This window comes from Telluria sp. ZT3P25 (assembly GCF_059685895.1).
The window spans coordinates 976,608-998,841 of record NZ_JCASIJ010000002.1 but is presented as its reverse complement, the minus strand read 5'-3'; the positions used below and the strand labels follow the sequence as shown (position 1 = coordinate 998,841).

Annotated in this window: 18 protein-coding genes; 10 read left to right on the top strand and 8 right to left on the bottom strand. The window is 64.6% G+C overall.

Features of this window, described 5'->3' with window-relative positions:
- Positions 1-13: 13 nt before the first annotated feature.
- From AC56LY_RS23050 to AC56LY_RS23040, 3 genes are all read left to right on the top strand, one after another.
- A complete protein-coding gene (locus AC56LY_RS23050) occupies positions 14-457 on the top strand; it encodes an FxsA family protein (protein WP_499583416.1) in 444 nt (147 codons plus the stop codon).
- A gap of 121 nt (positions 458-578) precedes the next feature.
- The gene (locus tag AC56LY_RS23045) at positions 579-1,121 is read left to right on the top strand and encodes a hypothetical protein (RefSeq protein ID WP_499583414.1); all 543 of its coding nucleotides are present in this window, start codon (positions 579-581) and stop codon (positions 1,119-1,121) included.
- A 46-nt stretch (positions 1,122-1,167) separates the two neighbouring features.
- Positions 1,168-1,740, top strand: coding sequence for a histidine phosphatase family protein (locus AC56LY_RS23040; protein ID WP_499583413.1), 573 nt, complete (start codon positions 1,168-1,170; stop codon positions 1,738-1,740).
- 41 nt (positions 1,741-1,781) lie between these two features.
- Here AC56LY_RS23040 and AC56LY_RS23035 read toward each other — a convergent pair whose 3' ends face one another.
- The gene (locus AC56LY_RS23035) at positions 1,782-2,477 is read right to left on the bottom strand and encodes an SDR family NAD(P)-dependent oxidoreductase (protein ID WP_499583476.1); all 696 of its coding nucleotides are present in this window, start codon (positions 2,475-2,477) and stop codon (positions 1,782-1,784) included.
- 175 nt (positions 2,478-2,652) lie between these two features.
- Between AC56LY_RS23035 and AC56LY_RS23030 the strand changes: the two genes are divergently transcribed.
- Positions 2,653-4,434, top strand: coding sequence for a DUF885 domain-containing protein (locus tag AC56LY_RS23030; RefSeq protein WP_499583412.1), 1,782 nt, complete (start codon positions 2,653-2,655; stop codon positions 4,432-4,434).
- 21 nt (positions 4,435-4,455) lie between these two features.
- Here the strand turns inward: AC56LY_RS23030 and AC56LY_RS23025 are convergent, their stop codons facing one another.
- The 3 genes from AC56LY_RS23025 to AC56LY_RS23015 are packed head-to-tail and all read right to left on the bottom strand — an operon-like array spanning position 4,456 to position 7,126.
- Positions 4,456-5,331 carry a hypothetical protein gene (locus tag AC56LY_RS23025; RefSeq protein WP_499583411.1) on the bottom strand — a complete coding sequence of 292 codons (876 nt, stop codon included), beginning with the start codon at positions 5,329-5,331 and terminating at the stop codon, positions 4,456-4,458.
- Between the two features lie 36 nt (positions 5,332-5,367).
- Positions 5,368-5,955 (bottom strand): TerD family protein, encoded by a 588-nt coding sequence (locus tag AC56LY_RS23020; protein ID WP_183553850.1) that lies wholly within the window; start codon positions 5,953-5,955, stop codon positions 5,368-5,370.
- Between the two features lie 37 nt (positions 5,956-5,992).
- Complete coding sequence (locus tag AC56LY_RS23015; RefSeq protein WP_499583410.1) at positions 5,993-7,126, bottom strand: toxic anion resistance protein; 1,134 nt, start codon at positions 7,124-7,126, stop codon at positions 5,993-5,995.
- A gap of 150 nt (positions 7,127-7,276) precedes the next feature.
- On the opposite strand from AC56LY_RS23015, the gene AC56LY_RS23010 reads away from it, so the two are divergent.
- Positions 7,277-7,444 carry a DUF2256 domain-containing protein gene (locus tag AC56LY_RS23010; RefSeq protein WP_499583409.1) on the top strand — a complete coding sequence of 56 codons (168 nt, stop codon included), beginning with the start codon at positions 7,277-7,279 and terminating at the stop codon, positions 7,442-7,444.
- Here the strand turns inward: AC56LY_RS23010 and AC56LY_RS23005 are convergent.
- Complete coding sequence (locus AC56LY_RS23005) at positions 7,377-8,945, bottom strand: hypothetical protein (protein WP_499583408.1); 1,569 nt, start codon at positions 8,943-8,945, stop codon at positions 7,377-7,379. The two genes, AC56LY_RS23010 and AC56LY_RS23005, sit on opposite strands and share 68 nt — an antisense overlap.
- Before the next feature lie 333 nt (positions 8,946-9,278).
- Here AC56LY_RS23005 and aqpZ point away from each other — a divergent pair, with 333 nt between their 5' ends.
- A complete protein-coding gene (gene aqpZ, locus AC56LY_RS23000; RefSeq protein ID WP_499583407.1) occupies positions 9,279-10,085 on the top strand; it encodes an aquaporin Z in 807 nt (268 codons plus the stop codon).
- 240 nt (positions 10,086-10,325) lie between these two features.
- Entirely contained in the window at positions 10,326-11,510 is a 1,185-nt protein-coding gene (locus AC56LY_RS22995) for a zinc-binding metallopeptidase family protein (protein WP_499583406.1), read from the top strand.
- Between the two features lie 185 nt (positions 11,511-11,695).
- Here AC56LY_RS22995 and AC56LY_RS22990 read toward each other — a convergent pair whose 3' ends face one another.
- The 3 genes from AC56LY_RS22990 to AC56LY_RS22980 all read right to left on the bottom strand — a co-directional run bounded on the left by AC56LY_RS22990 (position 11,696) and on the right by AC56LY_RS22980 (position 15,054).
- The gene (locus tag AC56LY_RS22990; RefSeq protein ID WP_499583405.1) at positions 11,696-12,493 is read right to left on the bottom strand and encodes a transglutaminase domain-containing protein; all 798 of its coding nucleotides are present in this window, start codon (positions 12,491-12,493) and stop codon (positions 11,696-11,698) included.
- A 94-nt stretch (positions 12,494-12,587) separates the two neighbouring features.
- A complete protein-coding gene (locus AC56LY_RS22985; RefSeq protein WP_499583404.1) occupies positions 12,588-13,640 on the bottom strand; it encodes an alpha-E domain-containing protein in 1,053 nt (350 codons plus the stop codon).
- Position 13,641: 1 nt separating this feature from the next.
- Positions 13,642-15,054 carry a circularly permuted type 2 ATP-grasp protein gene (locus AC56LY_RS22980; protein ID WP_499456628.1) on the bottom strand — a complete coding sequence of 471 codons (1,413 nt, stop codon included), beginning with the start codon at positions 15,052-15,054 and terminating at the stop codon, positions 13,642-13,644.
- Between the two features lie 190 nt (positions 15,055-15,244).
- Between AC56LY_RS22980 and AC56LY_RS22975 the strand changes: the two genes are divergently transcribed.
- The 3 genes from AC56LY_RS22975 to AC56LY_RS22965 are packed head-to-tail and all read left to right on the top strand — an operon-like array spanning position 15,245 to position 22,115.
- Positions 15,245-18,580 carry a transglutaminase family protein gene (locus AC56LY_RS22975; RefSeq protein ID WP_499583403.1) on the top strand — a complete coding sequence of 1,112 codons (3,336 nt, stop codon included), beginning with the start codon at positions 15,245-15,247 and terminating at the stop codon, positions 18,578-18,580.
- A gap of 35 nt (positions 18,581-18,615) precedes the next feature.
- Positions 18,616-21,189 carry a circularly permuted type 2 ATP-grasp protein gene (locus AC56LY_RS22970; protein ID WP_499583402.1) on the top strand — a complete coding sequence of 858 codons (2,574 nt, stop codon included), beginning with the start codon at positions 18,616-18,618 and terminating at the stop codon, positions 21,187-21,189.
- A complete protein-coding gene (locus tag AC56LY_RS22965) occupies positions 21,186-22,115 on the top strand; it encodes a transglutaminase family protein (protein WP_499583401.1) in 930 nt (309 codons plus the stop codon). Before AC56LY_RS22970 ends, AC56LY_RS22965 begins: the two co-directional genes overlap by 4 nt.
- Positions 22,116-22,234: the final 119 nt, after the last annotated feature.

The window sequence follows — 22,234 nt, the reverse complement described above, 5'->3', positions numbered from 1 at the left end:
CAAGCCCAAACTGGTGCTTGCCCTCGTGGTGGCGCTGCTGGCAGTGTTGGCTGGCACGATCACCTATACCGGCTATCTCGTGATCGGGGTCGTGGCCGAATACCTCGGCACGGGCCGGTTCGTGGCCGGCCTGCTGCTTGGTATTCTGTTCGCCAGGTTTCCTTCGGTTAGCCAGGGCAAGCTGCGCCTTGTCGGCCTGCTGCCCAAGCCTGTCCGTCGCCCGCTCATCGTGACCCTGGTCGCACTGTGCCTGCTGCACTTCGTGTGGCAAGGCGACTACGTGCCTGCAGCGTTCACCGGGTTTGTGACGACCTTTCTTGTTGCCTTCCCCTGGTTGCGCAAAACCCTGTTCGATCGGGTGTCCTCGTCGTTCTTCAAGTTCATGCCGGGCCGACGCCCGCCTGAACGCAGCGACGATATGGTGATCGAGGGTGAATTCAAGGAACGCAAAGAGTAAGGGCTGAGCGTCCGCGACAACACCCGGCGACGCGTTCAGAAGGCGCAAGCGCATCCCGCTTGCATGCAACCCGTACGGCCCACAGTGGTATGCTGCGCCCTTAAACTCCGAAGCCAATGCCATGACCAATAAAAAACAGCCTTCCACCCGCCAGCCAGCCGAGACACCCGCCGGCCGGGTCGAAAATCCCTTCCTTGACGTCGAGTTCTACCAGCGCATGCGCGACTACACCGAGCGTGACGCCGCCTTTTCGAAGGAGCTGAAGGCCATTGGCGACAGCGGCGCAGGCAAGCACAGCACCGACATTCGCGAAGCGCCGTCACTGCAATTGCTACGCGCCGTCGTCAAGAAGGGCTTGTCGCTGGAGACCATGTTGGGCCGCATGGTGCAAGGTGTGGAACTGGGCTTGTGGGAGCCATGGATGAGCGCCTTCGGCATCGAGATCCGTGGCGTCAACTATGCAAAAGCGGAGCAGCGCAACGCGCGCCTGGCGCTCGACATGAGCCTGGCGTGCAAGGTCAATTCGGTGTTTGCCAATGCAGGTGTCGTCAACTGGCGCAGCCTGGTGGCGCAGGATTGCGCGCAGATCCAGATCGACAAGCCGACCGAGAAATCCGGCGCCAAGGTCTACGCCATTTTCTTCCTGGATGCTCCAGGGAAGTAACGCGTACCATCTGATCATTTAACCGGCCCCGCCACCAAGAACCTCCATGGACCGACGCCACTTTCTGGCCGCACTGGCGGCATGCGCAGCGCCTGTTGCCGGGGCCGCTCCATCGCCATGGCCGCTGCTCCAGCGCGGTGGCTACGTCATCCTGATGCGCCATGCCGCGACGGTACCGGGCATCGGCGATCCGCCCGGTTTCAAGCTCGGCGTGTGCAGCACCCAGCGCAACCTGTCACAGGCGGGTCGCGCGGATGCCACCAGGATCGGGGCAGCCATGCGCAAGCATGGTGTGCCGCTCGGCCCGGTACTGTCGAGCCGCTGGTGCCGCTGCATCGACACCGCCCGGCTCGCGTTCGGCCGGGTCGAACCCAGCGAGATGGTCGATTCGATGTTCCAGGACGACGACGCGGCCCGCGAGCGCAAGCTGGCGCAGCTGCGCGTCTATCTGGCGGGATACGAGGATCCCGGCAACCTGGTGCTGGTGACCCATGACGTGAACATCCGCGCACTGGTCGGCAAATACGTGGAACAGGGCGACATCGTCATCGCCGCGCGCAGACCCGATGGCGCCTTGCGCATCGAAGCGACAATCCCGGTAGCGCAACTGACCAGCTGACGACGGGCAGGCGCCACCACAGCGCGAACGGGCCGACCGCCCTACCAGGGCAGTTCGGCGCCGTTATACGATCTGAACGAACCGCTATCGGCCGGCATCAGCGCATCGAGTACCTGCAGCATGTCGGCGGCAGCGGCCTGGGCCGGTCGTCCGATGATCTCGCCCCGAAACGGTTTCGACAGCCGTGAATTCACAGTACCCGGATGCAGCGCGACCAGCACGCTATTCTTCTGCGTGCGCGCAACTTCGATCGCCGCGGTTTTCACCAGCATGTTCAGGGCCGTCTTCGAAGCGCGATAGCTGTACCAGCCACCCAGGCGATTGTTGCCGATGCTGCCCACCTTGGCCGACAACATGGCCATGATGGCGCGCTCGCCTGCCAGCAATGGCGCGAAATGGCGCATGACCAGCGCAGGACCAAACGTGTTCGCCATGAAGGTCGCCTGCATCTGCGGATAGTTCAGGTCGGCCAGGCGCTTCTCGGGCATCGTTGCGCCGTCGTGCAGCACGCCGGTCGCATTCACGATCAGGTGGTAGCGCGGCCCGCTGGCGAGGGCCTGCGCTGCCGCGGCAACACTGGCCTCGTCCGCGAAATCGATCGCGGGCACCGACTGGCGATGCAGCCCCCGCACCGAGGCGCAGCGTGGCGACTGTTCCAGCAGATCGACAAAGGCCGCGCCGATCGTCCCCGAGGCGCCGATGACCAGCGCATGAAATTGATCCGGCAAACTGTTCATCATGATGTCGTGCTCCGACGTTGTACATGCATCGAGTGTACCGAAGGCAGGTCGTGCCATCACCGTCATGCGACGACAACGCCGGGTCAATACGCGGGCTGACCCGCGCTGCTACGCGATCATTCCCTGGCAGCCCCATGCTATTCTTGCATCGCCCCGACCACCACGAGACCCCATGACCCGCTCGCTTCCCCTGCTCCTGTGCACCCTGCTGTGCGCCGCCCTCCCCGCCATTGCCCAGGTCAAGACGCCGGCCACCCCGGAAAAAATGAACCAGTTGTACGCCGCCTACTGGGAAGACTACCTGCGCGAAAATCCAATCGCCGCGACCTTCAACGGCGATGCGCGCTACAACGACCGTTTCGGCCCCGTTTCGTCGGCCGAGGAGCGCAAGCAAAGCCGCGCGCTGTCGGAAAAATATCTCGCGGCCAGCGCCAAATTCGATCCAGCGCCGCTGCCGGCCGAAGACCGCATCAGCTATGACCTGCTGCGCTATCGCCTGCAGCAAGTCCTCGACGGCCTGCGTTTCCCGTCCGATCTGGTGCCGGTGGACCAGTTCTCGGGCCTGCACCTGATGATGGCCCAGCTGGGTTCCGGCGCCTCGACGCAGCCGTTCCAGACCGTCCAGGATTACGATAACTGGCTGGCGCGCGCCGCCGGCTACGCCCCGGCGGTCGACAACGTGATTGCCGACATGCGCCTCGGTATCAAACAGGGCATCGTGATGCCGAAGGCCCTGATCAGCCGCGTCTTGCCGCAGCTCGAAAGTGTCGGCAGCGACGATCTGGCGACCAGCACCTATATGGGCCCAGTGAAGAAGTTCCCGGCCTCGTTCAGCGCCGCCGACAAGGCGCGCCTGACCGACGCCTACGGCAAGCTGGTACGCGAACAGCTCGCGCCTGCCAACCGCAAGCTGCTCGCGTTCATGCGCGACACCTACCTGCCAGCCGGTCGCACCACGGCCGGCATCGGCGCCCTGCCCGGTGGCAAAGAGTGGTATGCCTTCCGCGCGCGCCAGTCGACCACGACCGACCTGACACCGGCGCAGATTCACGACATTGGCCTGTCCGAAGTAGCGCGCATCCGCGCCCAGTTCGAAGAAGCCAAGGTGCGTGTGGGCTTCAAGGGCACGCTCAGGCAATTTTTCGACCACCTGAACAATGCGCCCGAGCTGCGCTTCAAGTCGCGCGAAGAAATCCAGGCGGCGTATGAAGGCGTGCGGCCGCAGGTCGAAGCCAAGGTGGGCCAGCTGTTCGCGAATGTGCCGAAGGCGCCGTTTGAAATCCGCCCGGTCGAAGCGTTCCGCGAAGTGAGCGCGGCGCCTGCGTCGTACCAGCGCGGCTCGGTCGACGGCAAACGCCCCGGCATCTTCTATTACAACGCCTACAAGCCCGAAACGCGCACGCGCTTCACCACCAATGCGTTCTTCCTGCACGAGGCGATTCCCGGTCACCACTTCGAGCGCAGCCTGGCGCAGGAAACGACGGGCCTGCCGGCCTTCCGCCGCTTTGGTGGCAGTACCGCATTTTCGGAAGGCTGGGGCCTGTACAGCGAAATGCTGGGCCAGGAAATCGGCATGTACGACGACCCGTGGCAGTGGATCGGCCGCCTGACGGCCGAGATCTGGCGCGGCGTGCGCCTGGTGGTCGATACCGGCATCCACGAGAAGGGCTGGACGCGCGAGCAGGCCATCGCCTACTTCATGGACAACGTGCCGCAGAACGAAGTGACGGCGGTGCAGGAAGTCGAGCGCTATATCGCGGTGCCGGGCCAGGCGCTCAGCTACAAGATCGGTGAACTCAAGCTGCGCGAACTGCGCGCACGCGCTGAAAAGACGCTGGGCAAGGACTTCGACCTGCGCGCCTTCCACAACGAGGTGCTGTCGCACGGCGCGGTGCCGCTCGACGTGCTGGAAGCGGCGACCGATCGCTGGATCGCGGCGCAGAAGAAGAGCTGAGCTGGCTTTAGTGAACTGGCTTTAGTTGCCGCCCTGCGCCTGCGCCATTTCGATCGCGGGCAAGGTGACCGTCAGGAATGACGACACCTGCCCGATGAGTTCGGCAGCTTGCTGCCGGACTTGGCCCATCTGCAGGATCGACAGCTCGGCCTGGCGTACTGCCTGCTGGAGCAGCGTGCGGCGCTGCACGAGCGCGTCGAGCAAGGCGACATCGGCCGAATCGCCGGCCAGTGTCGACACCACCGCCAGCGTGGCTGAATGCAGGCTCAGGTTCTGCGCCGACGCTTCCAGATTGCGCGTGGCGACATCACTGTCGGCGATGAGCTGCACCAGTTGCGTGCGGGCAGACGTCAAGGCCGGCTTGAATTCGACCGGCGACGTCGCGCGCCGAAACAGCTTGCCGAACATGCCCGCTGGCGCGCGGGTGGTTTCGAGCGCCGCGTCGAGTAGCGCCGGCACCGCCATCTGCGTGAACGACAGCACCAGCTCGGTCACGGGCCGCAGCAGCGCGGCCTGCTCCATCAGCGGGGCCTCGCCCCATTCCGTCACCAGAGACAGCCTGACCGGCAGGACGCGGCGGAACAAGGCGGTAAAGCGTTGTTCGGCGTGCGCAAACAAGACTGGATAATCAAGCCTGGCAATGGCTAGCGCGTCACGCACCGCCGGGTGATCTTCACTGTCGAACAGCGGCCTGGGCGCAGCCTTCGCGGTAGCGCCCGACACCGCCGGCACAGCTGGCAGGTCGTCGAATGACAGCGGCCTGGGTGGGCTGTGGCGCACCGGTGGCGCTGATTCGGCATGCGTGTCGCCGAAGTCGAGCGCGCGCGGCGTGGCCGGCGCCTTCACCGGATCGGAGGGCGCCTCGGCCGCCTCACCGAAATCAAATGGCTTGGGCATCAGCGAACGGTGGGCAACCAGCGCGTGGGATCGGCCTCAGACCGTACCGCCCAGCTTGCGGATGAACGTCGCCAGATTCAGCTTGAAGCCGGCGCCGACCGCCTGGAAGCGCCATTCGCCATCCCGGCGGTACAGCGAGCCGAATTGCAGCGCAGTTTTGTCCGAGTAATCCTCGTTCAGGTCGTATTGCGCGATCGTCTCGCCCGTGTCGTCGTTGTACACCTTCACGTACGCGCCACTGACGCGGCCGAAATTCTGCTTGCGCACCTCGGCGTCGTGAATCGTGACGACAATCGGCATTTCCACCACGGCCGCTTCGACCTTGGCCAGGTCGACGATGATGACTTCGTCGTCACCATCCTTGTCGCCCGTGCGGTTGTCGCCCGAGTGCACCACCGCGCCATCGGGCGACGTGGTGTGGTTGTAATAGACGAAGTGGGCGTTGCTGATCATGACCGGGTGGTCGTCCGCATCCTTCCTGCACAGGAAGACGGATGAATCGAGGTCGAACGCCTGGCCTTCGGCCGCATTGACCTTCCAGCCCAGGCCGATACGAACGCGCTTCAGGCCCGGTGCCGTCTTTTCGAGGTTGATGCGGTGGCCGGTTTCGAGCGTGGTCGACATGGATATTCCTTTATGAATGTGATGGGTCAGGTCGTGATTACTGCGCGCCGGGCGTTGACGCCGACGAGAAGCGCGTGATCAGTTCGCGCTCAAGTTCCTGCAGCTTCGGCAGCTCGTCCTTGCGGCGCTGCTGGCCTTCGTTCGAGATTTGCTCGAGCTTGTCGAATGCGGTCATCAGCTGCGTCTGCACGTGCTGGGCGGTTTCCAGGCTGACGATCGAACGCTGCTTGACGCGGGCCACGGTCTCGGTATTTTCCAGCAGCATGTCGGCCTGGGTGCGGAAGGCCGCATCGGTCGCGTCGTAGGCGGCATTGGCCACAGCCGCGCTCTGCTTGGCTTCGAGCTGCAGCAGGTACAGCGAGAACACGTTGCGCCAGGCCGGGATCGACACATTGACGATATCGGTGAAGGTATCGGTCAGCGCGCGCGCATTGTCTTGCGACAGCCGGATTTGCGGCACCATCTGCGTGGCCATCAGCATGGCTCGGCGCAGGTCATCGATGCGCTTTTCGAGCCGCTCGAGGCGGCGCCGGAGCTCGGTCGCCTGCTGCGCTTCGAACGCATTGGCGGGCGCCGCCTGCTGCGCGACAGCCTGCTGCAATTTGGCGGCCCACGCTTCACCCTTTTTGACGTCGGCGTCCAGGCCCTGGTAATAGATTTCCAGGCCCTTGTACATCTCGTCGAAATCGCTGATGCGGCCGCGGTGCACGTTGGCATGGCGCGTCATTTCGGCGACCAAGGTGTCCATGCGCGATTCGACCACCTGGTACTGCGACAGCATCTTTTCCTTGACCGAGCCGAACATGCCCGTCACGCGTGCCATCAGGCCACCCGAGCGCAGCTTGGCCGGGTCGAGCCCCTTGGCGGTGGCGATCAGTTCGTTCAGTTGCGCGCCGAAGACGTCAGCGTCGGATGCGCGCACGGTGCCCAGCAGCTTGGCCGACACCTTGGCCACGCTCGCACCGGTGGCGCCGCCGAGGGACTCGATGGCCTTGTCGTCAATGCCCGAGATATCGACGCGCACCAGCGGCGCCGCGCTCGCCTCGGCCCGCAATGCCGGCAGCGTGTCGGTGCCGGCAGGACTGAACAAGGGCGGCAGCGCCGGGGCCGGGGTGGATGGAACTGCGGATGCTGCGTTCGCTTCTTCTTCGGCGGAGAACAGCGGCTTCATGGCATTCCTTCAGGTGTGAGGTGACAATATTGATAGCTTACCACCGGTCAAACCGGCTGAGCGAGTGTCACCTGACGGCTGCGCCTGACGTCGTCGTCACGATACGGATGCCGTGTGTCGGCGCGCCCCCGCAACCGCTACAATCCCTCCATGAAGATGCGCAAGAAATCGGAGCTGCCCACCAAGATCTGCGCCCACTGCGCGCTGCCGTTCACCTGGCGCAAGAAGTGGGCGCGCGACTGGGAACAGGTCAAATATTGCTCGGAACGGTGCCGCCGTGCGGCGGCGCCGGACCGGTCACCAACACAGTCCGGCTGACGGTCGTCCTGCGCCCGTCGCGCCCCACCACCGTCGCCGTGACCGCATACACGCCGGCCATTAAAAAGCTGTGACTGGCGCTCGCGCTGCCGACGCCACCCTCCTCCACAATCTTGCGCGCCGCCCCGCTACTGCCGTCACCCCACGCCCACTCGACGCTGCGCGTGCCGGTCCGGTCGCCATCGACGAAGCTGACCGATGCCTGCAGCGGCATGCCGGCTTGGGCCTGCGCAGGCAGGACAAGCGGCCCCAGCGTGTGACCGCACTTGCATCCACGCTCTGGCCTCAGCAGCACCAGCCCCGCATTCGAACCTGCCACGATCGCGCCGCTGTCACCGATCGCCAGCGCCTGGTCCAGCACGAGGCCCGGCGGCGCATGGCGCAGTGCGCGGTTCAGGTCGAGCATGCCGCCTGCGGCGCTCCAGACGAAGGCGCGCGTGGCACCAAGCCTGTCCTCGGCAAAACCGACGATCTGGCCCCGGGTGTTGACGTCGCGCGCGGCGGATGTCCGCCCGCCCAGCGTGCCGAGCTCGCGCATGCCGCCCTGGCGCGTCCACGACATCGCTCGTTGACGCCCATCCGGATACCCGATGCTCCCGGCAATGTGCAGGCCAGGCGTCATCGCAATGACCGATGCGGTGGAACCGCGACCGGTGCCAAGGTCCACCATACCGGTGGCGCGTGTCCACAGGAACGGGCGCTCACCGCCATCGTCGAACGACGCCAGCCGGTTACCGGCCACCTCGCCCCCGGCCCCCACGGCCACCGGTGACGATTCAACGCTGCCCAGCGTGTCGATGTCGATGAGCCCTTCCGAACGTGTCCAGACGAAGGTGCGCGTGAATTCGTCGTCGATCGTCGTCACGCCGGCAACCAGGCCGGCGTCGCCCAGCACACGGCCGGCCGCAGGTGCCGGGATGCCGGGCGTGACGCCCAGGTCTTCGACACCGCTGGCGACGCTCCAGCGAAACGGATGCGCCGCATCGCCCATCGCGCCGGTGACGACGCCGTGGCTGTTGATGGCCCAGCCATACGAACGACCACGGGATGGCGCAGCGCGCAGGTCGAGCATGCCGCCGCGCACGCTCCAGACGAACGCATTCTCGACGCCAGCGTCATTGAGCGAGGTACCGGCGACCTGCCCGGCATCGTTCAGGTCGTTCACATACACGGTGCGGCCGCCAAGCGAACCCATCTCTCGTACGATATTGCCATCGTAAAAGTAGCCGTCCGTACGATCGCCATGGATCAGCGAGAACGCGACCTGCCCGGACGCATTGATGCGTGGATAGGCCGCGATCGCGCCCGTGCCCAGATTGATCACGCGATAGGCGACCGGCGATGCGCCCGCGCCGCCACCGGCATGGATGAACGCTGGCGCCGATTGCGCCAGCGCGGGACTGGTTGCCGCGAGTACCAGCGGCCCTAACCGCAAGCCCATGCACGCCAGCCACCGCATGGCGCTGGCAACCGACACCACCTTCCCCCAAATCCCATGCATGATTTCTCCAGTCAGTGTTAAGCAGCGCCAATCGGTCGAGACCCGGCACCATCGGCGATGTCGGGCAGCGCGGCAATCATGCACGGCGCCGCGCACGCACGGTACGGCGCGCACCGAAATTTCGCGCTGGTTTGTGCGGCGCCAATGCGCGCAGCGGCGGTCAATTTTCTCCAGACACGAGATGCACAGTCCGTGGAACCTCCCGCGGCGCAGGGTGTCCTATCAACACCTGCGGCCTTCGACACTGCCACCACGTTCTCCACCGGTATCCGCTGGTGTCCGCTGCTGTCCGCTGCTGTTTCACATTGCAATAGTGATCCGAAGGAGACCACGATGAAAATCTACGGCGCCGAGTTTCTCGGCACATTCTGGCTGGTGATGGGCGGGTGCGGCAGCGCGGTGCTGGCTGCCGCATTTCCCGAACTGGGTATCGGCCTGCACGGCGTCGCCCTAGCCTTTGGTTTGTCCGTGCTCACAATGGCATACGCGATCGGCCACATCTCGGGTTGCCACCTGAATCCGGCGGTCTCGATCGGCCTGTGGGCCGGGGGCCGCTTTCCCGCGCGCGAGCTATTTCCTTATATCGTGGCGCAGGTCGCCGGCGGCATCCTCGCCGGCGGCGTGCTGTATGTGATTGCCAGCGGCGCCCCTGGCTTTGACAGCGCCAATGGCTTTGCTGCCAATGGCTACGGCGATCATTCGCCAGGTGGTTATTCGCTGCTGGCAGGGCTGCTGAGCGAAGTGGTCATGACCACGTTCTTCCTGCTGATTATCCTGGGGGTGACCGACCAGCGTGCGCCCAAAGGGTTTGCGCCAGTGGCAATCGGTTTCGCGCTGACCCTGATTCACCTGATCAGCATCCCTGTCACTAACACGTCCGTCAATCCTGCGCGCAGCACGGCCGTTGCCGTGTTTGCCGGCGACTGGGCCGTGGGGCAGTTGTGGCTGTTCTGGATGGCGCCCATCGTCGGCGCCTTACTGGGCGCTGCGCTCTACCGCGTCATTGGCGCGCAGGCACCGGTGTCGGAACCGGTCGACGCGCCCGCCTACGGCCATGTGGAGCGCCGTCAGCGGCAAGTGCGCGGTAGCGCAGGCGGAGGCGGCCGCGAGCAAGGTCAGCATTTACGTCCTGGCACCTGACCGGCCAAGAGGGCGAGCCACCGGGCAACTCGACCAACAGACCACACCACTTTTTTTGGTGTGGTCTGTTGTTTTTTATGCACATTTTTTGATACCTGCAACGCGTGCAACAGGCGCCTACCAAGCGTATCAGGGGGGCGCACACGATATGAGGCATTGTCTTACATGATTAAACCCGCAATGCATTTACTGTTAGATTGTTAATACACCTTCACTTCCAACCTCTCTATCAGTACTGCTATGAAAACCTTTCACTGCGACAAATGTTCGCATCAGATCTTCTTCGAGAACACCCTCTGCTTCAATTGCGAAAGCACCCTGGGCTACCAGCCGTCCCAGCGCTCCATCAACAGCTTCGAACAGGCTGAAGACGGCCTGTGGCGTAGCCTGAACCGCAAGGATGAAGGCAAGCTCTACAAGCAGTGCAGCAATTATGTGCAGCACAATGTGTGCAACTGGATGCTGCCGGCCGACGACCCGCATGAGTTGTGCGAAGCATGCCAGCTGACGGTGGTGATCCCGGCGCTGACGTCGGAGAAGAACCGTGTCCTGTGGTCGCGCCTTGAAACCGCCAAGCGCCGCCTGCTGTTCTCGCTCGCGCAGCTGAACCTGACCCCGGCCTCGAAAGAAACCCAGCCCGACACTGGCCTGGCATTCCAGTTCCTCGAAGATGGCGTGACCGACCAGTGCGTGATGACCGGCCACGACAATGGCCTGATCACGCTGAACATCGCCGAAGCCGATCCGGCCGAGCGCGAGCGCACGCGCGAACAGATGCACGAACGTTACCGCACGCTGCTGGGTCACTTCCGCCACGAGAGCGGCCACTATTATTTCGACCGCCTGGTTGCCGATACACCATGGATCGACAGCTACCGCGCGCTGTTCGGCGACGAGCGCCAGGATTATGGCGACGCACTCAAGCGGCATTACGAAAACGGTCCGGTCGCCGACTGGGAAGAGCGCTTCGTGAGCAGCTACGCCGCATCGCATCCATGGGAAGACTGGGCTGAAACCTGGGCCCACTACCTGCACATGATCGATACGCTGGAAACGGCTCACTCATGCGGGCTGTCGCTCAAGCCGGCCAAGGCCGACGAGCCGGAACTGGACAAGATCACACTGCCGACGAAATCTGGCGCTTTCGAAGAAACACTGAGCGACTGGTTCGCGCTGACCTACGTGCTCAATAGCCTGAACCGCAGCATCGGCATGCCGGATTCGTACCCGTTCAAGCTCAGCACGCCTGTGCTGGAAAAGCTGGAATTCGTGCACAAGGTTGTGCGTGACCAGATGGGCAAGCCATCGCTGGCTGCGCAGGCAGCACAGGCACCGGCTTTGGCACCAGCACCGGCAGCACCGGCAGCACCGGTAGCACCTGCAGCACCAGCGCCAACCGCGCCGGCTGCACCAACCGCTGCTTGACCATAATGTAGGGTGGACGGGGGCGCCGAGCCGGCTGTGCCGTCCACGCGTTCAAATTAACGTGATTTTATGGCGCGCCAAGGATTGTTGAACGCGTGGATGGGGAACCCATCCACCCTACGGGTAATTTTGCAGCGCATGAAGAATCGGCGAACGCGTGGAGGGACCGACCATTCAAGCAGACGTCAACCCGGCGCCCCTTCCAGCAACTCCACCGTCACCTGCATCTCATGCAGCGCCAGAGCCGGCCCGAACTGGGTAAAGATCGCCACGTCAGCCGCATCGCGCCCATAACCCACCGTCACGCGTCCACCGCGCGGTCCATCCTGGCTCGCATCGAACGTATACCAGCGCCCGCCCACATACGCTTCGAACCACGCATGCAAGTCCATCGGCACCAGCCCATGCAGATAACCGGCCACGATGCGCGCCGGAATGCTCAGCGCGCGGCACAACGCAATGCCCAGGTGCGCCAGGTCGCGGCACACGCCTTCGCGGTATTCATTGACCTCGGTCGCGGCCATCTGGTTCTGGTTCGACGCCGGATTGAAGCGCACCTCGCGCCGGATCCAGTCGCTGATGCAGGCGACCTGGTCATACCCTGGCGCGACACCGGCCACGATCGCACTGGCCATCTCGGCAAACCGGTCCGATTCACAATAGCGGCTCGGTAACAGATAGAGCAGCACGTCCACCGGCAAAGTCTGCACCTCGTCGAACGGCGCACCAGGCGCGACGTTGATAACCTGATCGGTCAGCACATCGGCCGACGTCTGGATTGAAAAGTCGCCAGGTGGCGCCGTCAGGCGCTGGCACAGGTTGCCGTAAGCATCCGTGTATTCAAGTACCTGCACGCTCGGGGTGAGCGTATAGGATTCGCGCGCCACCCACTGCTGCGCACCGCTGCGGGGACGCAGCATCAGGATGAATGCCGTTGGCTGATCAACGCTAAAACTGAGCTTGCAACCGGTTCGCAGCCACATTCCAAGCCCGCCTTCCTTCTTTAAAACGTGCGCACCGTCATGACGCACTCTGGCCATGACGGTGCGCGACGCCACTGTTTGGTGCGCGGATTGATCAACGCGTCTGCGACTGGGTCTGCGTCTGTGACGAGGTCTGCGACGAAGTTTGCGACTGCGTCTGCGACTGGGTCGGTGCCGGCGCTGGCGCAACCTCCGGCAACTCCGGCGCCACCGGCAGCAGGAAGTCGCGTCCAATGCCGTTGCCCAGCTCGCCAATACAAGCCAGGAACTTGGTCAAAAACTCGTGCAGGCCTTCCTCGAGGATCTCGTTGATCTCGGCCGACTTGAGCGACGCATGCAGTTTTTCCGCCAGCCGCTCGGTGTCGTGCGACAGCTCGTTGCGTACGTCCTGCAGCACGGCGACGACAGCGGCCATGCACGCCACCAGCGAGCGCGGCATCTTGCCCTGCAAAATCAACAGTTCGGCCACGCGGGTCGGCGTAATCGCGTGGCGGTACACCTTGCGATACGTCTCGAACGCGGAGACCGAGCGCAGCAGCGCGGCCAGGTAATAGTATTCGCCCTGCGCGCCTTCCTGGATCGTGTCGGACGCCAGGAACCGGAACTTCACGTCGAGGATCCGCGCCGTGTTGTCGGCCCGTTCCAAAAAGGTACCCAGGCGGATGAAGTTGAACGCTTCATCCTGGAACATCGTGCCCAGTGTGACGCCGCGCGACAGGTGCGAGCGGTACTTGACCCATTCGAGGAACTGGCCGGGATCGCGTTCGAACATGCGCTCGCTCAGGTGCTTTTGCAGCACGAGCCAGGTGGTGTTCTCGGTTTCCCAGACTTCGGTGGTCAAGGTGCCGCGCACGGCGCGGGCGTTTTCGCGCGCGGCGCGCAGGCAGCTCGCGATCGACGACGGATTGTCCGGGTCGCGCACCATGAAGTCGATGACGTTCTTCTGCGTCAGCGCGTCGTACTTGGCGTCGAACTGCGCTTCGAGTTCGGACACGCTCAACATCGTGCGCCAGCCCTGCTGCTCGGCCTGGGCCGATTGCGGCATCAGCGAATACTGAACACGCACGTCAAGCATGCGCGCCGTGTTTTCGGCCCGCTCGGTGTAGCGGGCCATCCAGAACAAATGATCTGCGGTGCGGCTCAACATGCTAGTTCTCCAGTATCCAGGTGTCCTTGGTGCCGCCGCCCTGCGACGAATTGACCACCAGGGAGCCTTCTTGCAACGCCACGCGGGTCAGCCCGCCCGGCACCATCGACACGGTCTTGCCCGACAACACGAACGGGCGCAGATCGATGTGGCGCGGCGCGATGCCCGATTCCACATAGGTCGGGCAGGCCGACAAAGCCAGCGTCGGCTGGGCAATGTAGCCGTCCGGATTGGCCAGCAGGCGGCGGCGGAAATCTTCGATCTCGGCCGTCGTCGAGGCCGGTCCGACCAGCATCCCGTAGCCGCCGGCGCCGTGCACTTCCTTGACCACCAGTTGCGGCAAGTTCGCCAGTGTGTAGTCCAGGTGCTCTTTTTTGCGGCATTGATAGGTCGGCACGTTGTTCAGGATCGGCTTTTCGCCGAGATAGAACTCGATCATGTCGGGCACGAACGGGTAGATCGACTTGTCGTCGGCCACGCCAGTGCCGATGGCATTGGCCAGGCCAACGCGGCCAGCGCGCACGGCGTCGAGCAGGCCCGGCACGCCCAGCGTGGATTCGGGGCGGAACGCGCGCGGATCGAGGTAATCGTCGTCGATGCGGCGATAGATGACATCGACCTGCTTCGGGCCGCGCGTCGTGCGCATGTAGACGGTGTCATTGCTGACATACAGGTCTTGCCCCTGCACCAGCGCCACGCCCATTTGCTGGGCCAGGAACGCATGCTCGAAGTAGGCCGAATTGTGCATGCCGGGCGTGAGCACGACCACGGTCGGATCGTCGCCGCCATGCGGCGCCACGGTGCGCAGATTGTCCAGCAGCAGGTCGGGATAATGGTCGACCGGGGCCACGCGGTTGCGCGCGAACAGTGCCGGGAACAGCCGCATCATCATCTTGCGGTTTTCCAGCATGTACGACACGCCTGACGGCACGCGCAGATTGTCTTCCAGGACGTAGAACTCGCCCTCGCCGGCGCGCACGATGTCGACGCCGGCAATGTGCGCGTAGATATCCAGGGGCACCTTGACGCCTTGCATGGCCGGTCGGTACTGCGCATTATTCAGGATCTGTTCGGCGGGAATGACGCCTGCCTTCAAGATGTTCTGGTCGTGGTACACATCGTGCAGGAAGCGGTTCAGCGCGGTCACGCGCTGCACCAGGCCGGCCTGCAGCTTGGCCCACTCGGCGGCGTTGATCACACGCGGAATGATGTCGAATGGGATCAACCGTTCCTTGCCGGCGTTGTCGCCGTACACAGCGAACGTGATCCCCACGCGTTGGAAGTTCAGCTCGGCTTCTGCCCGCTTCTGATCGATCAGATGTGGGGGCTGCTGGGCGAGCCAATCCGCGAACGCCTGGTAATGAGGTCGTACGGTTGCTGCCGTGGAATACATTTCATCGTAAAAGTTCGACATCATTGCCTCCTGTGCCAGAATACTAACAAGAAACGTGCCAGCCACCCCGTCCGACTCGCAAGTCAAACGAACGCAGGTATGAATCATGCTTAAATGCTTCTATATTGCGCTTACTTAGTTGCGCGCAAACCAATACGACCAAATTCAGAGCGCCGGCATCGATCGCGCCCCAATCGAAAGGCACCACCGCATGGCTATCCGCGTTGCGCTTCATCACAAGACCAGCTACCGTTACGACCGCCTGGTCAATCTGTCACCGCATGAAGTGCGCCTGCGTCCGGCGCCACATGCGCGTACACCGATCCTGTCGTACTCATTGACCGTCCTGCCGAAAGAGCATTTCATCAATTGGCAGCAAGACCCGTACGGCAATTACATCGGCCGTTTCGTGTTCCCCGAACAAACCGACGTGCTCGAGTTCACAGTCGACCTCGTTGCTGACATGACGGTGATTAACCCGTTCGACTTCTTCGTCGAAAAATACGCCGAGACCTTCCCGTTCGCCTACCCCGACCTGCTGCAATCCGAACTGAGCCCGTACACCAAATCGCAAGAGCCTGGCCCGCTGCTGGCCGAGTGGGTCGCCAGCGCGCGGCGCGACCTGCTGGCCCAGCCGATGGGCACGAACGACTTTTTGGTGGCCATCAACCAGCGCCTGCAGCGCGACATCGCGTACCTGCTGCGGATGGAGCCGGGTGTGCAGGAGCCGGAAGACACATTGCAGATACGCTCCGGCTCCTGCCGCGATACCGGCTGGCTGCTGGTGCAGATCCTGCGCGAGATGGGCCTGGCGGCGCGTTTCGTGTCCGGCTACCTGATCCAGCTCACCGCCGACCAGGAAGCGCTCGACGGCCCGAGCGGCACCACCGTCGACTTCACCGATCTGCATGCCTGGACGGAGGTGTATGTGCCGGGCGCCGGCTGGATTGGCCTCGACCCGACCTCGGGCATGCTGGCCAGCGAAGGCCATATTCCGCTGGCCTGCACGGCGATGCCGTCGTCGGCTGCGCCGGTCACCGGCTTTACCGACAAGGCCGAAGTCACGTTCGTCCACGAAATGACGATCACGCGCATCCACGAAGACCCGCGCGTGACCAAGCCGTACACGGAACACGACTGGGACAAGATCAATCGCCTGGGCCAGCAGGTCGATGCCGACCTGGTGAACCAGGACGTGCGCCTGACACAGGGTGGCGAGCCGACCTTTGTGTCGATCGACGACATGGACGGCGCCGAATGGAACACGCTGGCGCACGGCGACAAGAAGCGCGAGCTGGCGGGCAACCTGATGCACCGCCTGAAGAACCATTTTGCACCGGGCGGCATGATCCATTACGGCCAGGGCAAGTGGTATCCCGGCGAGCCGCTGCCGCGCTGGGCTCTGAACATCTTCTGGCGCGTCGATGGCCAGCCGATGTGGTTCGATCCGTCGCTGTTCTCGGACGAGCACATCGATGATGGCTACGGCAGCGAAGATGCCGGCCGCTTTGCCGCGGAGCTGGTCAAATCGCTCGGCCTGCCGGCCGGCAGCGCTATTCCCGCCTACGAAGACGTGCTGCTGCAAGCCCAGCGCGAGCAGGCGTTGCCGCGCAATCTCGATCCGCTGGACGCCGACCTGAAAGCGCCGGAAGAGCGCCGCCGCCTGGCGCGCCTGCTCGAACGGGGCCTGGGCCAGGTGGCCGGCTACGTGCTGCCACTCAAAGCCCGCGAACACGATCCGTCGGTCATGCTCGGCACCAGCTGGCGCACGTCGCCGTGGCCGCTCAAGCGCGAAAACCTGTACCTGATCGAGGGCGATTCGCCGATCGGCCTGCGGCTGCCGCTGGCCACGCTGCCGTGGGTGCTGCCCGAAGAGCGCGATCCCGATTTCGATGTCGACCCGTTCGCGCCGCGCGGCCCGCTCCCGGTCGGCAAGAAGGACCGGCGCCCGGTCCTGAGCGTGGCGCCCGGGAAATCGACGCACAAGTCGGCGCCTCTCTCGGCTGACCCGGAAGCGCGCGAAGTCATTCATACCGCGCTGTGCCTCGAAGTGCGTGCCGGCCGCCTGTACATCTTCATACCGCCGCAAAAGCGCATCGAGGATTACCTGGCGCTCGTCACGGCGGTCGAGAACACGGCCGCCAAGCTGAAGATGAAGCTGCGCATCGAGGGTTATGCGCCGCCGCGCGACCCGCGTATCAAGCTGCTCAGCGTCACGCCCGATCCGGGCGTCATCGAGGTCAATATTCATCCGGCGGCAAGCTGGCATGAGCTGGTCCACAACATGACGACGCTGTACCAGGAAGCGCGCCTGACCCGCCTGGGCACCGAAAAATTCATGCTCGACGGCCGCCACACCGGCACCGGCGGCGGCAACCACGCGACGCTGGGCGGCGCCACGGTCGAAGACAGCCCAATGCTGCGCCGGCCGGACCTGCTGAAAAGCCTGATCACGTACTGGCAGATCCACCCTGCCCTGTCGTATCTGTTCTCGGGCACCTTCATCGGCCCGACCAGCCAGGCGCCGCGCGTCGATGAAGCGCGCGACGACAACCTGTACGAGCTGGCGATCGCGTTCCAGCAAATGGACAAGGTGCTGCCGACCATGCACCCCGGCGACAAGCCGTGGATGGTCGACCGCCTGCTGCGCAATATGCTGGTCGACCTGACGGGTAACACGCACCGCTCGGAGTTCTCGATCGACAAGCTGTACTCGCCGGACGGCCCGACCGGCCGCCTGGGCCTGGTGGAATTCCGCGCGTTTGAAATGCCGCCGCACGAGCGCATGAGCCTCTTGCAAATGCTGCTGCTGCGCGCACTGGTCGCGCGCTTCTGGCGCCAGCCGCTGCAGGCCAAGCTGGTGCACTGGGGCACGGCGCTGCATGACCGCTGGATGCTGCCGCACTTCGTCGCGCAGGATATCCGCGACGTGGCGAAAGACCTGCGCGCGGCCGGCTATGCGTTCGAGGACCACTGGTTCGAGCCGTTCATCGAGTTCCGCTTCCCGCGCTTTGGCACCGTCGTCTACGAAGGCGTCGAGATGGAACTGCGCCAGGCGATCGAGCCGTGGAACGTGCTGGGCGAAGAAGTCAGTGCCGGCGGCACCGCGCGCTACGTCGATTCGTCGGTGGAACGCATGCAGCTGCTGGTGCGCGGCCTGACCGACGGGCGCCACGTGGTGGCCTGCAACGGCCGCATGCTGCCGCTGCATCCGACCGGCGTGCCGGGCGAATATGTGGCCGGCGTGCGCTTCCGTGCGTGGAGCCCGTGGTCGGCGCTGCATCCGAGCATCCGGGTGCAGGCGCCGCTCGTGTTCGACCTGGTCGACACCTGGAGCGGGCGCTCGATCGGCGGCTGCACCTACCACGTCGTGCACCCGGGCGGGCGCAGCGAAACCGGCTCGCCGGTCAATGCGAATGCTGCCGAGGCGCGCCGCTTTGCCCGCTTCTGGCCGCATGGTCACACGCCGGGCCCGTTCACGGTGTATAAGGAAGACCTCAATCCGAGCTTCCCGATGACCCTCGATTTGCGCTGGCAGCCGATGTAAGCTGGCATTCGTTTCAACCGTAAAGCTGCACGCCAATGCCCAATCAACTGCTTGCCCCCTATCTGGCCGCGCCGGATGGTTTCGATGAAATGCTGGGCGCCGACAAGGCGCCACGTGCGCACTGGCGTGCGATGCTTGCCAACCTGGAGCACGAAGCACCGGACATGATGCGCCAGCGTTTCGAGATGGTGGCGCGCCAGGTGCGCGAAAACGGCGTCAGCTACAACGTGCTGGCCGATGCCGGCACCAGGCCGCGCCAGTGGGACCTGAACGTGCTGCCGCTGATCCTGCCGCACGAGGAATGGAGCGGCATCGAAGCGGCCGTGATCCAGCGCGCCACGCTGCTCAACAAGATTCTGGGCGACGTGTATGGCGAGCAGGCGATGCTGCGCGAAGGCTTGCTGCCATCGGCATTGATCCATGGCCATGCGGGCTTTCTGCGCCCGTGCCACGGCATGCGCCACCACGACGACGTGGCGCTGCATTTCTATGCGGTCGACCTGGCGCGCGCGCCCGATGGCCGCTGGTGGGTGATGGCCGACCGTACGCAGGCGCCGTCGGGCGCTGGCTATGCACTCGAAAACCGGTCCATCATCGCCCCCACCTTCCCCGACCTGCTGCGCGAACTGAAAGTGCAGCCGGTGTCGCCGTTCTTCCGCACCATGCACGACAGTCTGGTGCACTGGGGCCGGCTGTGCGCGGCCCATGGCGACAAGCCGGCGCCGCTGCGCGAGGGCGAAATGCCGCTGATCGTGCTGCTCACGCCGGGCCCGCGCAGCGAAAGCTATTACGAGCAGGCCTACCTGGCGCGCTACCTGGGCCTGACGCTCGTTGAAGGCGGCGACCTGACGGTGCGCGACGGTGTCGTCTTCATCAAGACACTGGCCGGGCTGCACCGGGTACACGTGATCATGCGCCGGGTCGACGACGAATCGTGCGATCCGCTCGAGCTGCAAAATTCGCTGCTCGGCGTGGCCGGCCTGACCCAGGCCGCCATGCGCGGCAATGTGGTGGTGGCCAACAGCCTCGGTTCGAGCCTGCTCGAGTCGGGCGCGCTGCTCGGCTTCCTGCCGGCGCTGTCCAAGCGCCTGCTGGGCGAGCCGCTCAAGATGCCCTCGGTGGCGACCTGGTGGTGCGGCGAACCGGCCGCACTGGAAACCGTCATCGCCCGGCTCGACCGCCTGGTCATCAAGCCAAGCGGCGCGATCCCCTTCCAGCCGGCCGTGTTTGGCCAGGATCTCGACGGCGAGGCGCGCGCGGCGTTCATTGCCAATCTGCGCGCCAATCCCAACCATTACATCGCCCAGGAACTGGTACGCCTGTCGCAGGCGCCGGTATGGAAGGATGGCCGCGCGCCCGGCCTGCAGGCGCGCGCGGTCGGCCTGCGCGTGTTTGCCTGCGCCACGCCGAATGGCTATGTCGTGATGCCGGGCGGCCTGACCCGCGTGGCCACCGGGCCCGATGCGCGCGTGCTGACGATGCAGATGGGCGGCGCCAGCAAGGACACCTGGGTCCAGGCGCGCGCCCGCGTCGAAACGCACCGCCTGCAAAAGAGCAGCATCACGGGCGAAGACCTGGTACGCGAAGACAGCAACCTGTCGAGCCGCGTGGCCGAAAACCTGCTGTGGTTCGGCCGCCATGCCGAGCGCAGCGACAATATCTGCCGCCTGCTGCGGGTCGCGCTCAATATCCTGTTCAATGTGCGCTTCGACCAGCGCGGCGCCGAGTGGCCGACCGTGGAGGCGCTGTGCATCTGGTTCGGTTTGCTGGATCCGCAGCGCAAGCCGGCCGCGCCCGCCGTTACGGGATCACGCAAGTTGCCGGGCACGGCCAGCGCCCTGCCGGCCCCGATCTTCACCGATGCCGAGATCGAATCGGCGCTGCTGCAGGCGGTGGTGTCGCCTGCCGTTCCGGGCCTGGCGCGCCAGCAGCAGCAATTGCACCGGATCGCCGGCCAGCTGCACGAGCGCTTCTCGGTCGACAACTGGCGCGCCCTGAACCGCATGGTGCAGCCGGTCGCGCCGCCCGGTGAGCGGCCGTCGCAGTCGGGCGTCATGACGATTCTCGACGATGCCGCCGCGGCGCTGATGACGCTGGCCGGCTTCGCCCTCGACGGCATGGTGCGCGACCTCGGCTGGCGCTTCATGTCGATCGGCCGGCGCCTGGAGCGCCTGCAGTTCCAGGCGGTCGTGCTGCAGCGCGCACTGGCGATGGATGAAAACGGCAATCTCGACTGGGTGCTCGAACTGTCCGACAGCATCATCACCTACCGCGCCCGCTACCGTGCCCAGCCCGAGTGGCTGCCCGTCCTCGACCTGCTGCTGCTGGACGAAACCAATCCGCGCTCGATCGTGTTCCAGTTGAACGGCATCATTGGCACGCTGGGCAAGGTCACGCAGGCTCAGGGCGCTGGTGGCCTGGACCTGTTGACGCCACTGAAGGCCGAACTGACGGCGCTCGATCCGGGCGTCGACCTGAACCACGGCAACGCACTGCTCAGCGACCTTCTCAGCCGCATCGGGCAAGCCAGCGCGGCCTTGTCCGAGCAGATCGGCGTCCAGTTTTTCAGCTACACCGCCAATGGCCGGCAAAGGAACCGTACCTCATGACCGATTTGCTGCCGGGCACCGTGGGCGCCGATGTCGTCGCGCGTTATCGCGTGGTGCACGAGACGCGCTACAAGTACAACAGCATGGTGACGCTGTCGCAGCAATACCTGCACCTGACGCCGCGCTCGTTTTCGTGCCAGCAGACCGAGTCGCACCTGATCTGGCTCGATCCGGTGATCAACGACAGCAACGAGGGCGTCGATTACTTCGGCAATATCACGCGCCACGTGGCGCTGACGGTGCCGCATGACAGCCTGCTGGTGCACGCCGAATCGACGGTCTCGCTGCGCGCGCGCTACACGCTGGCGCAGATCGCCGGCACGCTGCCGTGGGAAAGCGTGCGCGACATGATGGGCAAGGAAAAAAGCGCGGCCACGCTGGAGGCTTGCCGCTACCTGTACGCGTCGCCCCAGGTCGCGCTGTTCCCCGAACTGGAAGCGTATGCGCGCGAGAGCTACGTCCCGGGCCGGGCGCAGCTCGACGCGGCGCTCGACCTGACGCACCGGATCTTCGACGACTTCGAATTTGACAGCAAGGCCACCGACATCTCGACGCCGCTCGACCAGGTGCTGCGCGGCCGGCGCGGCGTATGCCAGGATTTCGCGCAGTTGATGATCGGCTGCCTGCGCAGCGTCGGCCTGCCGGCACGCTATGTCAGCGGCTACATCCTGACGCACCCGCCGGAAGGCAAGCCGCGCCTGATCGGGGCCGATGCGTCGCACGCGTGGGTGTCGGTGTTCTGTCCGGCGCTGGGCTGGGTGGATTTCGATCCGACCAACCGCTGTCTCGTGCAGCATGAGCACATCACGCTGGGCTGGGGCCGCGACTTCAGCGACGTGACGCCGATGCGCGGCATCGTGCTGGGTGGCGGCAAGCAGGAGCTCGACGTGCAGGTGACGGTAACGCCGCTGCCGTTGACGGGTTGAGCCGCAAGCGCTGGCAATCAATAAAAAGGCCGGAGAATTGCAATGACCGAGAGGCAGCCAAGATCACAGCCGGGGTCAGGTCTGACATTCGGACACGGACTCTTCCTCACAGCAGGGGT

Coding starts and splice junctions, on each gene's coding strand:
- AC56LY_RS23045 (WP_499583414.1), top strand. CDS start 579: ATGACCAATAAAAAACAGCCTTCCACCCGCCAGCCAGCCGAGACACCC.
- AC56LY_RS23040 (WP_499583413.1), top strand. CDS start 1,168: ATGGACCGACGCCACTTTCTGGCCGCACTGGCGGCATGCGCAGCGCCT.
- AC56LY_RS23035 (WP_499583476.1), bottom strand. CDS start 2,477: ATGAACAGTTTGCCGGATCAATTTCATGCGCTGGTCATCGGCGCCTCG.
- AC56LY_RS23030 (WP_499583412.1), top strand. CDS start 2,653: ATGACCCGCTCGCTTCCCCTGCTCCTGTGCACCCTGCTGTGCGCCGCC.
- AC56LY_RS23025 (WP_499583411.1), bottom strand. CDS start 5,331: ATGCCCAAGCCATTTGATTTCGGTGAGGCGGCCGAGGCGCCCTCCGAT.
- AC56LY_RS23020 (WP_183553850.1), bottom strand. CDS start 5,955: ATGTCGACCACGCTCGAAACCGGCCACCGCATCAACCTCGAAAAGACG.
- AC56LY_RS23015 (WP_499583410.1), bottom strand. CDS start 7,126: ATGAAGCCGCTGTTCTCCGCCGAAGAAGAAGCGAACGCAGCATCCGCA.
- AC56LY_RS23010 (WP_499583409.1), top strand. CDS start 7,277: ATGAAGATGCGCAAGAAATCGGAGCTGCCCACCAAGATCTGCGCCCAC.
- AC56LY_RS23005 (WP_499583408.1), bottom strand. CDS start 8,945: ATGCATGGGATTTGGGGGAAGGTGGTGTCGGTTGCCAGCGCCATGCGG.
- aqpZ (WP_499583407.1), top strand. CDS start 9,279: ATGAAAATCTACGGCGCCGAGTTTCTCGGCACATTCTGGCTGGTGATG.
- AC56LY_RS22995 (WP_499583406.1), top strand. CDS start 10,326: ATGAAAACCTTTCACTGCGACAAATGTTCGCATCAGATCTTCTTCGAG.
- AC56LY_RS22990 (WP_499583405.1), bottom strand. CDS start 12,493: ATGTGGCTGCGAACCGGTTGCAAGCTCAGTTTTAGCGTTGATCAGCCA.
- AC56LY_RS22985 (WP_499583404.1), bottom strand. CDS start 13,640: ATGTTGAGCCGCACCGCAGATCATTTGTTCTGGATGGCCCGCTACACC.
- AC56LY_RS22980 (WP_499456628.1), bottom strand. CDS start 15,054: ATGTCGAACTTTTACGATGAAATGTATTCCACGGCAGCAACCGTACGA.
- AC56LY_RS22975 (WP_499583403.1), top strand. CDS start 15,245: ATGGCTATCCGCGTTGCGCTTCATCACAAGACCAGCTACCGTTACGAC.
- AC56LY_RS22970 (WP_499583402.1), top strand. CDS start 18,616: ATGCCCAATCAACTGCTTGCCCCCTATCTGGCCGCGCCGGATGGTTTC.
- AC56LY_RS22965 (WP_499583401.1), top strand. CDS start 21,186: ATGACCGATTTGCTGCCGGGCACCGTGGGCGCCGATGTCGTCGCGCGT.